At 55.8% G+C, this 13,086-nt stretch carries 14 protein-coding genes; 2 read left to right on the top strand and 12 right to left on the bottom strand.

The annotated features are described in order from the left end of the window. Positions 1-3: 3 nt before the first annotated feature. The 11 genes from lpxA to rpsB form a co-directional block, all read right to left on the bottom strand. Complete coding sequence (gene lpxA / locus G6N80_RS18080; protein ID WP_165135840.1) at positions 4-819, bottom strand: acyl-ACP--UDP-N-acetylglucosamine O-acyltransferase; 816 nt, start codon at positions 817-819, stop codon at positions 4-6. Further along, positions 816-1,283, bottom strand: a complete 468-nt coding sequence (gene fabZ, locus G6N80_RS18075) for a 3-hydroxyacyl-ACP dehydratase FabZ (protein ID WP_062554380.1) — start codon at positions 1,281-1,283, stop codon at positions 816-818. Before fabZ ends, lpxA begins: the two co-directional genes overlap by 4 nt. Then, positions 1,276-2,334 carry a UDP-3-O-(3-hydroxymyristoyl)glucosamine N-acyltransferase gene (gene lpxD / locus G6N80_RS18070; protein ID WP_165135837.1) on the bottom strand — a complete coding sequence of 353 codons (1,059 nt, stop codon included), beginning with the start codon at positions 2,332-2,334 and terminating at the stop codon, positions 1,276-1,278. Before lpxD ends, fabZ begins: the two co-directional genes overlap by 8 nt. Positions 2,335-2,384: 50 nt before the next feature. Continuing rightward, a complete protein-coding gene (gene bamA, locus G6N80_RS18065) occupies positions 2,385-4,712 on the bottom strand; it encodes an outer membrane protein assembly factor BamA (RefSeq protein WP_062554378.1) in 2,328 nt (775 codons plus the stop codon). A 189-nt stretch (positions 4,713-4,901) separates the two neighbouring features. Beyond that, positions 4,902-6,023 (bottom strand): RIP metalloprotease RseP, encoded by a 1,122-nt coding sequence (rseP, locus tag G6N80_RS18060; protein ID WP_062554377.1) that lies wholly within the window; start codon positions 6,021-6,023, stop codon positions 4,902-4,904. Positions 6,024-6,052: 29 nt separating this feature from the next. Next, on the bottom strand, positions 6,053-6,886 hold the full coding sequence (locus G6N80_RS18055; RefSeq protein ID WP_062554376.1) for a phosphatidate cytidylyltransferase: 834 nt from the start codon (positions 6,884-6,886) through the stop codon (positions 6,053-6,055). Then, positions 6,886-7,629, bottom strand: coding sequence for an isoprenyl transferase (locus G6N80_RS18050; RefSeq protein WP_062554791.1), 744 nt, complete (start codon positions 7,627-7,629; stop codon positions 6,886-6,888). The genes G6N80_RS18055 and G6N80_RS18050 overlap by 1 nt, the downstream gene beginning before the upstream one ends. 51 nt (positions 7,630-7,680) lie before the next feature. Next, positions 7,681-8,238: a ribosome recycling factor gene (gene frr / locus G6N80_RS18045; RefSeq protein ID WP_183898006.1), complete on the bottom strand. Its 558-nt coding sequence runs from the start codon at positions 8,236-8,238 to the stop codon at positions 7,681-7,683. Positions 8,239-8,287: 49 nt separating this feature from the next. Further along, positions 8,288-9,013, bottom strand: a complete 726-nt coding sequence (pyrH, locus tag G6N80_RS18040; protein WP_062554790.1) for a UMP kinase — start codon at positions 9,011-9,013, stop codon at positions 8,288-8,290. A 97-nt stretch (positions 9,014-9,110) separates the two neighbouring features. Further along, positions 9,111-10,037, bottom strand: coding sequence for a translation elongation factor Ts (gene tsf, locus G6N80_RS18035; protein WP_062554374.1), 927 nt, complete (start codon positions 10,035-10,037; stop codon positions 9,111-9,113). Between the two features lie 223 nt (positions 10,038-10,260). Then, the gene (gene rpsB / locus G6N80_RS18030) at positions 10,261-11,028 is read right to left on the bottom strand and encodes a 30S ribosomal protein S2 (RefSeq protein WP_062554373.1); all 768 of its coding nucleotides are present in this window, start codon (positions 11,026-11,028) and stop codon (positions 10,261-10,263) included. Between the two features lie 259 nt (positions 11,029-11,287). On the opposite strand from rpsB, the gene G6N80_RS18025 reads away from it, so the two are divergent. Further along, entirely contained in the window at positions 11,288-11,641 is a 354-nt protein-coding gene (locus tag G6N80_RS18025; protein ID WP_165135833.1) for an STY0301 family protein, read from the top strand. A 25-nt stretch (positions 11,642-11,666) separates the two neighbouring features. Here G6N80_RS18025 and G6N80_RS18020 read toward each other — a convergent pair whose 3' ends face one another. After that, positions 11,667-12,503 carry a cell envelope integrity EipB family protein gene (locus tag G6N80_RS18020; RefSeq protein ID WP_062554371.1) on the bottom strand — a complete coding sequence of 279 codons (837 nt, stop codon included), beginning with the start codon at positions 12,501-12,503 and terminating at the stop codon, positions 11,667-11,669. Positions 12,504-12,615: 112 nt separating this feature from the next. Here G6N80_RS18020 and G6N80_RS18015 point away from each other — a divergent pair, with 112 nt between their 5' ends. Next, positions 12,616-13,086 carry a RidA family protein gene (locus tag G6N80_RS18015; protein ID WP_062554370.1) on the top strand — a complete coding sequence of 157 codons (471 nt, stop codon included), beginning with the start codon at positions 12,616-12,618 and terminating at the stop codon, positions 13,084-13,086.

The following is a 13,086-nucleotide window of genomic DNA, read 5'->3' as shown; positions in this document are numbered from 1 at the left end:
GGCTCAAGCCTTCCCGCGATACGGAGACGAAATGGCGCGATCACTCTCGGCACAGATGAAGTCAACCACCTCGAGCGCCTCAGGGCAGTCCAGATAGTCGTTCCGCAACGCAGCGGCATTGCTGCGAACGGAGCCCTCAGCCTCGAAAATATCTTTGTAGGCTCGCCGCACCTTGTGGATGACGGCCCGCTCTATGCCTGCACGCGTCATCCCCACAACGTTAAGGCCGCCCAGAATTCCGGGATTGCCGTTCAACATTCCATAGGGAATGACATCGTAGTTGACCGCAGAAAGCCCACCAATAAAGGCCTGCCTGCCAATTCTCGTGAATTGGTGCACTGCACATCCACCGCTCAGGATAGCGCGATCTCCCACAATGACGTGCCCAGCAAGCATGACATTGTTGGACAGGATGATATTGTTGCCGAGACGGCAATCGTGGGCAACATGCGAATTGGCGAGAAACAGGCAGTCATCTCCGACGCTCGTTATGCCACCGCCACCCACGGTACCGGAATTCATCGTTACGCCTTCACGAATCGTGCAACGCGCTCCGATGACAAGTTTCGAATCCTCACCGGCTTCATGCAGGCTCTGCGAAACACCACCGATAACGGCCATCGGATGGATACGGCAGTCGGCGCCAACTTCCGTAAATCCGTCGACCACGGCATTCGAAATGATGTGAACGCCATCTTTCAGGACAACGCGCGAGCCCACTCTTGAAAAGGGACCGACAACAACGTTCTCACCAATGACTGCGCCATCCTCGACAACAGCGAGCGGGTGAATACGTGCACTTGAAGCTATCGAACTCATTCAGCTTCCTTCGGGCGCATCATGGCGCCGATATCTGCTTCGGCGACGAGCACATCGTCAACCAGAGCATCGCAGTGGAACTTCCAGATGTTACCACGCTGTTTCTGCTTCTGAACCCGGATTTCAACGCGGTCGCCAGGAACAACCGGCTTACGGAAGCGAGCATTGTCAATTGTCATGAAGTAGACGAGATTGCCGCCAGCACCCTGCTTCCGCGCACAGATGGCGCCAGCCGTTTGCGCCATAGCTTCCACGATCAAGACGCCGGGCATTATGGGTCGAGTCGGAAAGTGCCCCTGAAAATGAGGCTCGTTGACCGTGACATTCTTGATACCAACTGCGCTATCGTCACCATTGATATCAACGATCTTATCAACAAGGAGAAACGGATAGCGATGAGGCAAGAGCTCCATCAGTTCCATGATGTCGACTGAATCCAGCACGTGCTGCGACTCTTCAGCCATTATTTTCACCCTTCTTCTTCAAGCGACCTTCGGCACGCACCATGATCTCCGCCGATTCTCGCAAAAAATCGCCCAGGGGACGCGCAGGCATTCCACCATATTTTGCACCGGCAGGAACGGGTGTAATCACGCCGCTCATTCCCGCTATCTGGGCACCATCACCGATGGAAATATGTCCGTTAACCCCAGCAGCACCGCCTATTTGGACTCCACTGCCGATCACCGTCGACCCTGCAACCCCGACACCACTCGCCATCGCCGTATGCCGGCCGACCCGCACATTATGGCCGATCTGAACGAGATTATCGATCTTGGTGCCCTCGCCAATAACCGTATCATCCATCGCACCACGATCAATTGTTGTGTTGGCGCCAATTTCGACATTGTCCTGAATGATCACACGGCCAATCTGAACGATCTTCACCATGCCGGTTGCACTGGGCGCAAAGCCGAATCCGTCCTGTCCGATGCGAGCGCCAGAGTGAATGATCACGTTGTTGCCGATAAAGGTGCAGGCAAGCGTAACATTGGACGCAATAGAACAGCCCCGACCAATCTTGACGCCGGGTCCGATGGTCACGCTAGAACCAATATGCGTGCCAGCTCCAATCTCAACGCCAGCACCAATGACGGCGAATGGCTCAATGCTAACATCCGCCTCAAGACGCGCGGTCGGATCAACATGGGCAGATGGCGAAATGCCCGATGTTTGAACCTGCGTCGGCCGCAATGCCGCTGGATACAAAAGCGAAGCCATCAACGCAAATGAGGTTTGGGGCGACGTCGCACGCAGAATGGAAATTCCGGCTGGCACATAACCCTCAAGTCCTGAGCCGCAGATGATGGCGGTGGCAGCACAGGTTTCCAGTTCGGCCCGGTACTTCCTGGATGCAATGAAGCAAACATCGCCTTCCTTGGCACGATAAACAGGCGAAACACCCCTGATGATCGAGCTACCAGAACCTTCATCCACGAGTTCAGCCTGACACCGGTTTGCGAGCTCGCGCAAACTGAACGCCTCAGAAGGCGGAAAGAAAGAATGTCTATCCATGAAGTCAAGCTCCCGAAGAGCAATCGGCCCTCTTTCGAGGGCCGAGAAGATCAGAACTGGTTCGCCATGCTGAAGCGGAAGCGCTGTTCCTGATCGTAGTCTTCCTTCATGACCGGAACCGCGTAGTCGAAGCGCAGAGCTCCGAACGGAGAGGCCCAGGTGATGCCTGCGCCCACAGATGCGCGCCATGCAGAGCTCGTACCCTGGATACCGGCTGTATTGGCAACTTCGTTGCCGTAAAGCGTACCCGCATCTGCGAAAAATGCTGCGCGCAGACCAAAGTCTTCCGGAACAACCGGCAACGGAGCCGTCACTTCCGCAGAAGCAGTGAAGTAAGTCGTACCACCGATCGTGTCACCATTGCGCATACGAGGACCGATACCATCGTTCTCGAAACCGCGAACCTGACGGCCGCCCAGCGTAAACTGGTCAAACACATTCAGCTTGTCGCCTGTTGCAACAACATGGCCGGCACCAACAGACAACTGACCGATGAGGTCCATTTCATCCGAAAGCGTGTGGAAGTAACGAGCGCGACCATAGATCTTGTAGAACTCGGAATCGCCACCGAGACCGGCATATTCATGCGTAACCGTTGCATAGATGCCCTGACGCGGGAGCGTCATGCTATCCAGCGTGTTGTATGTCAGCGTCTGCGAAACGGACGACTGGACATAGGTACCGCCATTCACGAGATCCAGATACGGACGCGACAGGCTCGTCTTCCAGTCGCCATCACCGCTATACTGGATTTCCTTGTAGTTATACCGGAATGTCGTCGCCAGTTCTTCGGTTATGGGGGCCGTCACACGCAGCGTAAAGCCCTGCTCTTCGTAGGTATAATAGTCGTTCGAAGAGGTCTGGCTCTTGAAAACGTCAAAGCCAGCAGCAAGGCGATAGCCAAGGAAGTAAGGTTCAGTGAAGTTCAAGGAGTAGGTGCGCGAGCTATCCTGACCACCACCGGCAGCGACACGAATGTACTGACCGCGACCCAGGAAGTTCTTTTCCTCGACTGAGGCTTCAAGAACGACACCGTCATTGGCCGCATAACCTGCACCAATACCAAACGAACCGGTTGCCTGATCCTCAACATCGACAACGATCACGACGCGATCAGGAGACGAGCCCTGCTGCGTAGAAATATTGACCTTACCGAAGTAACCTAGAGCCTCCAGGCGGCGCTTGGCACGCGTGATCATTGTCTGATTGAAGGCATCGCCTTCGCTCAGGTCGAATTCGCGACGAATGACATAGTCACGTGTACGCGTGTTGCCGCGAATATCGATACGCTCAACGTAAGCGCGCTCACCCTGATCCACCAGGTAGGTCACACCAACGGTGTTCGTCTGGAAATTACGATCACCGCGCGGCGTAACACGCGCGAACGGATAACCTGCGCTAGCGACCTTTTTGGAGATCGCCTCCATCGTCTTCTGGATTTCCTTGGCGTTGTATGTGTTGCCGCTCTTGGTCTGTACCAGACCCTGCAACTCCTCGCCACTGATACCGCTGACGGTTGATTCGACAGCTACATTGCCGAAATTGTAGCGCGCGCCCTCTTCGACGGTGAACGTAATTGTGTACTCGTTCTTCGACTCATCAAGCACAGCATTGGAAGAGACGACGCGGAAGTCTGGATAACCGTGATTATAGTAGAACTGGCGAAGTGCCTCTTCATCAGCACGCAGCTTGTCATCGGAGTAGACATCCTTACGCGTGATGAACGAAAGCGGGCCGCTTTCCTTCGTGACCAGCACATCGTGAAGACGACGGTCGCCGTAAGCCTGATTACCGACAAAATTGATTGAGGAGATCTTCGTGCGCTCGCCTTCGTTGATCACGAAAGCCAAGTTCACTCGACCCTGTCCGACTGGAGCCGTCTGGGTCGTGATCTGTACATCGCTACGACCGATCGACGTATAGGCTTCCTTGAGGCGCTGAATATCCGCCTGGATGATTGCATCAGAGTATGGTCCAAGCGGCTGTGTCTGCACGACTGCCTGGAGCTTGTCATCCTTGATCTTGCGGTTGCCGTTGAAAACAACCTGATTGACCAGGCGGCTCTCATTGACCGAAACCACCAGAGTCCCGCCCGAAACGGAAATCTTCACGTCAGAGAAGTAGCCGGTTGCGTACAGGCGCTTAACCGACTCATCAATGTCCGAATTGGAAAACGCGACCCCTGGACGGATGGTAAGATTTGAACGGACAGCCTCCTGGCCAGTCCGCTGGGCGCCCCGCACATCAATGCGCTGAATCACAGCGGCTTCAGCCGCCAAAGGCGATGCAAGCACCACAACGCTTGCGCCCGACACGACAACACCAGCAGACAGCGCAAACGCCGACACTGCGTTCAAAAACTTTGAACCAGCTTTCATTTCAATTCTTACCTTTTCCCGTTGTCCCTCGGCGGGCGGTAACCCGACTCCGGCCACGTGTGTCGTTTTACCTGCTTTTACCCTACAAGCAAGGTTTCCCGTTAATTTCTATTTACTTCCTTGCAAGCAGTGTCTCAATCGACACGGCGACTTGCAAACAAGGTAAACAGACTCTTTCCTCGAACGCCCTCAGCCTATGAGATTGCTGATGTCGTTCCACGTCGCAAATACCATCAGGCTCAGAACCATAGCCAGTCCGATACGAAACGCAATCTCTTGTGCACCCGCCCCAAGTGGTTTTCCACGAATGGCCTCAATGGCATAGAACACAAGGTGACCACCATCAAGTACCGGAACCGGCATGAGATTGAGCAAACCGATTGAAACGGACAGGACGGCGGCGAGTTGTATCACTGCGGCAATTCCGAGAGTCGCCATCTGACCGGATGCCTGCGCCACCCGCACCGGACCACCAAGCTGATCTGCCTTCATGCGACCGGTAACAAGATTTCCGATGTAGCGGAACGTGCCGGAAATGATCTGCCCGGTTTCGATCACACCTTCTTTCACCGCCTCAATCGGTGTGTACTGGACACGGCGGAAGTTACCGCTCTGCTCGTTTGTCACGACGCCGATCAAACCCATTTCGACCTTGTTGCCGAACTGGTCGGTGAGTTCGGTCCGCTTCGGCACCAGAGGAATGTCTTGGCGCTGGCCGTTGCGCTCGATGGTCACAATGACCGGTGTTTCCGGGCGTATACTGACGTAGCGGCGAACGTCATCGAATGTCTTGATCGCAGATCCATCCAGCGCGACGAGGCGATCTCCCGGCAAGATTCCAGCGGCGGACGCGGCACTGTCCGCGCGCACTTCTGAAACAACGGGATCGGATACGGATCGTCCGTAGACACCGAACAGGATGGCGAAAATGACGATTGCCAGGAGAAAATTCGCAATCGGACCGGCAGCAACCGTTGCAGCACGCTTCCAGAGCTTGGCTCCGCCAAGTGTCTGGGCGCGCTCCGCCTCCGTCAGATGATCAAGGCCGTCGAAATCAGGTCGGCTCGAAGCATCCTCATCGCCCCAGAACTTGACATAGCCGCCCAATGGGATCGCGGAGATTTTCCAGCGGGTGCCGTGCTTGTCATTGAAGCCGATGAGTTCCGGGCCAAAGCCGATGGAAAATGCGGTGACTCGGATACCGCTCCAGCGACCAACGAGATAGTGCCCCATCTCATGGACGAAGACGAGCAACGACAGCACAAGAATAAATGGAATCAAATAGCCGGTAATGAAGCCAAAGATGGCCATTTTATCCTCCGCGCAAGATCCGGCTGAATTTACAAGCCAAATACGAAAGCTGCAACTGATGTACCACCTGCGTCAGACCACGCCGCATGGATCACCGCAAGAAGAAAAGCTGTGAAACCGGCGAAAACGAGGCCGTCAACCCGGTCCATCACTCCACCGTGACCGGGAATCAGATGGCTGGAGTCCTTCACACCGAAGCGACGCTTGATGAACGACTCGAAGAGATCGCCGATTTGACTGGCAATGGACAGCAGGAGCGCGAGGCCCAGCGTCCGGAAACTCAGCTGGGGAAAGAAGGAAAACGACACAGCGCCTCCGGCAATCACCCCGGATACGGTCCCGCCAATGGCACCAGACCAGGTCTTCCCGGGCGAAATGCGTGGCGCCAGTTTCTTCCCGCCAATGGCGCGTCCAACAAAGAATGCGAGAATGTCAGTCGCCCAAACGATCGCGAAGACATAGATCATCGCAACGAAACCTGTGGCATCACTTCCACGTATTGCGGCCAACGAAATGCCACTGAGGCCTGCGTAGAAGATACCACCCGGAAACCAACCGCTGCAATCTCTCAGATAGAGCAAAATCAATGCGGTCATGGTGAGACCAGCAAGCAGGGGAACGCCGAGAGCCGGATCACCCACGATCAAATTCAAGGAGAGGAGAGCGATCGCGAACCAACCGAAGGCGTAGGAAGGGTAATGCCGTGCCGACAGGCCGGTCATCGTAGACCACTCGTAGTAGATCGAGATCATGATCACGGCCGAAAGGATGTCGAAGGCCAATCCGCCCATCCATGTCGCCCACAACGAACCGACTGCCAAAACGATGGCCGAGACAATTCGCTTCTTCAGTTCAGACGACATCACCCTACCACCGCGGTTGTACTTTCGGACAGGCCGCCAAAGCGACGATCGCGCGCAGCGAAGATTCGCAGGGCCTCATCGAACATCTCGCGGCCGAAATCAGGCCAATAACCGGGCAGAAAAACCAACTCGGCATAGGCGGCCTGCCAGAGCAAAAAGTTCGAGAGGCGCTCCTCGCCGCTGGTTCGAATGATCAGGTCAGGATCAGGAATTCCGAACGTATCCAACTGTGATGCAAGGTGATGTTCAGTGATATCCTGTGATGCCAGCTCTCCTGCTTCGACCATATTCGCGAGACGACGGGCCGCACGCGTCAGTTCGTCGCGCGCCCCATAATTGAAAGCAATGATCAATGTGAGGCCGGAATTGCCACGTGTGGTATCCTCGGCCTCAATCAAAAGCGGCAGAATATCGCCCTTCAGGTTCTCGCGATCACCGATGACCTTGATCCGAACATTGGATTTATGCAGCTCAGCGAGGTCGCGTCGGATGAACCGTCTCAGAAGCCCGAGAAGGTCAGAAACCTCTGCTTCCGGCCGGCTCCAGTTTTCTGACGAAAACGCGAACAAGGTCAGATAGCGTATGCCATAGTCACCGGCCACTTCGACCGCACGACGAACGGCTTCCACACCTTTGGTATGTCCAACGGTCCGTGGCAGGCCCCTCTCCTTGGCCCAGCGACCGTTGCCATCCATAATGATGGCAACGTGCTTCGGCACATTCGGCGTCGAGCCACTATTCATGGAATATCCGTTCATTTCGTGCCGATTCAACCGGTGAGCGCAGCAGGGGATTTAAACCTGCATGATTTCCTTTTCCTTGTCAGCAAGCAAGCGATCTACTTCGGAAATCGTATCATCCGTCATCTTCTGCACTTTTTCAGACTGTGCACGGCTGTCGTCCTGACCGATGACGCCGTCCTTCTCAGCCTTCTTCAGAGCTTCCATACCGTCGCGGCGAACGTGGCGAGCGGCAACCTTTGCCTTTTCGGCGTAATCATGTGCCACTTTCACGAGCGACTTGCGGCGCTCTTCATTCAGTTCCGGCAGCGGAATGCGCAGTGTCTGGCCGTCGACGATCGGGTTCAGTCCAAGGTGGGATTCCCGGACAGCACGGTCCACCGCCCCGACCATCGTCTTGTCCCAGATGGAAACCGATAGCATACGCGGCTCTGGAACGCTGATGTTGGCGACCTGATTCAGCGGAACACGCGAGCCATAGGCCTCCACGGTGACCGGATCCAGAATGTTTGCCGAAGCACGGCCTGTTCTCAAGGACGCAATATCGCTCTTGAATGCTGCAATGGCGCCGTCCATACGACGCTTGAGATCGTTGAGATCCGTTCCGCTCATCATACACTCCATTCTTCTTGCTGTCGCGGCATCCTGACCGCGCCTGATGTCAGTTATCGGTTACGATGGTCTTCAGGCCACCACCCGTCAAGATTTGGCCGAAACCGCCCTTCTCGTGGATCGAGAACACGATGATTGGAATACTGTTCTCACGCGCCAGAGCCACGGCGGCTACGTCCATGACGGCCAGTCCCTTCTCCAGCACTTCGCTGTGCGTCAGTCTGTCGAAACGAGAAGCATTCGGGTCCTTTTTCGGATCGGCAGAATAGATACCATCTACCTGCGTACCCTTGAAAATAGCCTGTGCACCGATTTCGGCGGCTCTGAGCGCGCCAGCCGAATCGGTCGTAAAGAAGGGGTTGCCCGTTCCGCCGGCAAAAATCACCACGCGGCCCTGCTCCAAATGATGAAGCGTGCGCCGCTGTGAGAAGCTTTCACAGATCTCTGGCATCGCGATCGCAGAGAGAACCACCGTTTCGATATTGAGCTTGCGTAGCGACGTCGCCAGCGCCAGCGCATTGATCACAGTCGCCAACATGCCCATGTGATCGCCAGTGACGCGATCTCCACCCTTGGACGCAACAGCCACGCCGCGGAAAATGTTGCCTCCGCCTACGACCACGCCGACTTCAACTCCCATGGAGACGGCCTCGGCAATGTCGGCGGCAATACGATCGGCGACAGTGACGTCAATGCCAAAGCCCTGACTGCCCATCAGCGCCTCACCAGAGACCTTCAGCAGTACACGTTTATAGACGGGTTGGGTGGAAGACATGGAAACTCCTTCGAGGATCGCACCGAATGCCGGATACACGAAGGGCATCGCATTGTCACGCGATGCCCCAGGCTTTTACAGGTTTTAGGACGAAAGCTTAGTGCTTAACGGCCGCAGCAACTTCTGCAGCGAAATCCGTCTCTTCCTTCTCGACGCCTTCGCCGAGCAGGAGACGAACGATGCCCGTAACTTCGATCGGCGCACCGGCATCCTTTTCCGCTTCCTTGAGAGCAGCGGCAACCGTCAGGTCAGGATTGATGACGAATGCCTGCGACAGAAGCGCGACTTCTTCGAAGAACTTGCGCATGCGGCCTTCAACCATCTTCTCGATGATCGCGTCCGGCTTGCCGGATGCGCGGGACTGCTCGATGAAGACGTTACGCTCACGCTCGGCAACGGCAGCGTCGACTTCCTCGGCGCGAACAGCCAGCGGGTTGGTTGCGGCAACGTGCATGGCAACCTGGCGGCCGATAGCTGTCAGAACATCCTTGTTACCGGTCGACTTGAGAGCAACCAGAACGCCCAGCTTGCCGAGCGAATCAGCAGCAGCGTTGTGGATGTAGGTCGCAACCACACCGTCTTCGACCGAAAGCTTTGCAGAACGGCGAAGCGTCATGTTTTCGCCGATGGTGGCGATTGCGTCCTTGATCGTATCGGTGACGGACTTGCCGGTCGCTGGGTAGGTTGCAGCCGAAACAGCCTCAACAGAACCATCAGTCGTCAGCGCAACAGAAGCAACGCCACGGACGAGATCCTGGAACGCATCGTTACGGGCAACGAAGTCGGTTTCGGAGTTGACTTCGACAACCACGGCGCTGGTGCCAGCGCTGGCAATGCCGACGAGACCTTCTGCAGCAGTACGGCCAGACTTCTTGTCAGCCTTGGCGATACCCTTGGCGCGCAGCCAGTCGATCGCGGCTTCCATGTCGCCATTGGTTTCGGCGAGCGCCTTCTTGCAGTCCATCATGCCTGCGCCGCTCTTTTCGCGCAGTTCCTTGACCATTGCGGCTGTGATTTCGCTCATTTTCGCCTCTTATCGATTTGTCGGATGCGCCTGCTGGAATCAGGAACCGGCGCCAATTTGGAGCACGAATGTACTCGGGACTATAACAGCGTTATGAATGGCACTCCGGCGCATCAAGCTATCAACAGCGTGCATTCGGCCACGGAGCGTCTACATTCGAATGAAGGCCGCCACGAGGGCGACCTTCAAATCATGAACCGAAGAGCCGAAGCTCCCCGGCAAATTACGCCTGAGCGTCTTCAGCCAGAGCCGGCTCGATCGGAGCATCGGCAGAAGCGCCGATATCGCGACCGGAAGCGCCCTGCTGGCGAGCAAGACCGTCGATTGCAGCGCGGGCAACGAGGTCACAGTAAAGCGAAATCGCACGCGAAGCGTCGTCGTTACCCGGGATCGGGTAGTCGATGAGGTCTGGATCGCAGTTCGAGTCGATGATGGCCACGACCGGGATACCCAGGCGCTTGGCTTCGTCGATAGCGATCTTTTCCTTGTTGGTATCGATGATGAACATCAGGTCCGGCGTGCCGCCCATGTCACGGATACCGCCGAGAGCCTTTTCCAGCTTCTCGCGCTCGCGCTCAAGGTTCAGGCGCTCCTTCTTCGTGAAGCCCTGGGCTTCGGAGTTCAGGATTTCGTCGAGCTTGCGCAGGCGCTGGATGGAGTTGGAGATGGTCTTCCAGTTCGTCATCATGCCGCCGAGCCAACGGGAGTTGACGTAATACTGGGCAGAACGCTTGGCAGAATCAGCGATCAGTTCAGACGCCTGACGCTTGGTGCCAACAAAGAGAACGCGGCCGCCACGGGCAACCGTGTCGGAAATCACCTGCAGAGCGCGCGACAGCATGGGAACAGTCTGCGCCAGATCGATGATGTGGATGTTGTTACGATCGCCGAAAATGTACGGCTTCATCTTCGGGTTCCAGCGATGTGTCTGGTGACCGAAGTGAACGCCAGCTTCCAAAAGCTGACGCATGCTGAAATCAGGCAATGCCATGCCTTATACTCCTAGTTTCCGGTTTAACCCCCGCGAAGCGAACAGCTGCATAAACAGCCACCGGCGGAACAGACCGGATTTCTCCCGGCCAATCCCAAGCTTCGCGTGTGGAATGAAGGTGCGCATAACCGCCTTGTCATCCAATTGCAAGACCCGCACCGATATTTTAACGACCCTGCTCCTGAGATTGCTTCGCCTCCATAGACATCAAGTCTGGAATTTTGCAGTCTGCTTAAGAAACTTGCTGGGGACGATTAGAATGAACAAACCTGTAATTGTTCTGGCTTTTATACCTGTATTTGCAGCCTCGCTTGCCCATGCGTCGGATGCAGCATGTCCTGTTCGTGCATCGGATCCGCTGATTTCCATAGAGCTGTTCGATGGTCCGGTGGCAGATAACGTGGTGCTCGCGCCAGACCAGTCATCAGGAAATGCGACCAAGGGGAAAGCGATCTGGCAAGTGAGTTCCGTCTACAAGGAGGGCCGAATGCTCAACTTAGCGTGCCGCTATCGATCATCAGAAAAACCTCTGATGATCGAAATCAAGCAGAAGGTAGCGACCTGCACCCAGCAACTCGACACGAAGATGGGTGGCACCTTTACCTGCAAGTAAGACACGGCAGTGCGCTAACCTAACGTCAGTTACATTTTTCCTGCGCCGGCTTCCCCAGAACCTCAAGTTTTGACAGCGTGCCGGAAAGGACGAAGTCGCCATAGTCCATGGTAAGGTCGCGCGTGATGCCGTTGTCATAAAGCTTGAACGACATGCGGTAGACGGGCGTAGAATCGGATTGGGCGTCCTCGTTGTAATAGGCAATCGTGACTGGCCAGTACGGTGTCTTGGCGAATTCACCAGCAAGCTGCGCCTCTTCATCATCGGACTTCGGCTGCTGCTGCGCGCCGACAACCGTGGATGTCAGCAGACTCTTGTCTCCGTCTTCTGAGCCGTCAAAAACACGCGCCTCGAAAAAGCGCTTGCCCTGCTTGGCGTGATCGATGACCTCCAGCATATGCTCCGTCGGGAACTGGGAAGGTGTCAGCGTCACATCCCGCTTGTCCGGCTTGGCAAGTGAGATCGCAAGATTGGTTTTTGCGTCAGTCGCCTCCCCGGTCACCTGCTTGTCAAGCTTTTCATCCGTGAAGGACTTGGTGTCAAAGCGAAATTGACGTGCCTTGATATTCTCGAAGGTTGTCGTCTGCTGGTCGGTGACGCGCTGTTCCTCGCCCGTATCGATCTTGGTGACAAAGCGGAAATTGGTCGTGAACCCGCTGCAGGCAGACCCCGTGAACTCGTAGACCATGCGGCCGAACATGCCTTCAATACCGGATCGATCGGACAGGTCTTTCAACTTCAAATCATAAACTGCGCGATGGGGAACGAGCGAAAGTGCGGTTTCGACGCCAGCGTGAGCTGCCCCGGGAGCAAAGAGCAGGGTCGAGGCGTAAAAAACACCAGCGAGGCCGTAACGGTTCATCCACAATCTCCTATGGGACTCAGCCCACGATGTTATATGTACGCCACAATAGCAGTGCGTCCTTCATGTGTGACGGAATCGCGTCAATTTTACAATCAAACAGGAGAATGAAATGTCCGCAGCCATCGAAACACGGCTCAAGGATTTGGGGTTCGAATTACCCGTAGCAGCCGCGCCAGCTGCGAACTACGTGCCCTTCACGATCAGCGGCAACACTCTCTACATCTCGGGCCAATTGCCCATGGAAGGCGGAAAAATTGCGATAACCGGGCTTGTTGGCGCTGAAGTCGACGTGCCGACAGCCCAGCGCGCGGCTGAACTCTGCGCCATCAACATTCTCGCTCAAGCCAAGGCCGCACTGGGTGGAGATTTAAGCCGTATCCGGCAAGTGCTCAAGCTGAACGGCTTCATCGCCTCCGCGCCTGGCTTCGCTGAACAACATATCGTGATGAACGGCGCCTCAAATCTCATCGCAAATGTGCTCGGTGCTCCGGGCAAACATGCTCGGGCCGCGGTGGGTATGGCCGCTCTGCCCTTCAACGCCGCTGTAGAAATCGACGCCATCCTGGAAATTGAAGCATGA

This window comes from Rhizobium rhizoryzae, from assembly GCF_011046895.1.
Classification (GTDB): Bacteria; Pseudomonadota; Alphaproteobacteria; order Rhizobiales; family Rhizobiaceae; genus Neorhizobium; species Neorhizobium rhizoryzae.
This window is presented reverse-complemented; position numbering and strand designations above follow the sequence as displayed.